At 65.7% G+C, this 213-nt stretch carries 1 protein-coding gene; it reads left to right on the forward strand.

The window, feature by feature from the left end:
- On the forward strand, positions 1-213 hold a 213-nt coding region (locus JFB92_RS21745), incomplete at both ends, for an RHS repeat-associated core domain-containing protein (protein WP_199043545.1).

Raw genomic sequence — 213 nt, forward strand, 5'->3', positions numbered from 1 at the left:
AATCAACGCGACCACGCACCAGACCCAGGTCCGCTACTTCGACATATACGGCAACGAGCGCGGCACACCCGCGGCCACTTGGGTCGACGACCACGGCTTCCTCGACGGCACCCGAGATCCTTCAGGCCTGACCCACCTCGGCGCCAGAGAATACGACCCGACCCTGGGCAGCTTCATCTCGGCCGACCCGATACTGGATCCCGCCGACGCCCA

This window comes from Glycomyces salinus (assembly GCF_016428645.1).
Lineage (GTDB): Bacteria > Actinomycetota > Actinomycetes > Mycobacteriales > Micromonosporaceae > Glycomyces > Glycomyces salinus.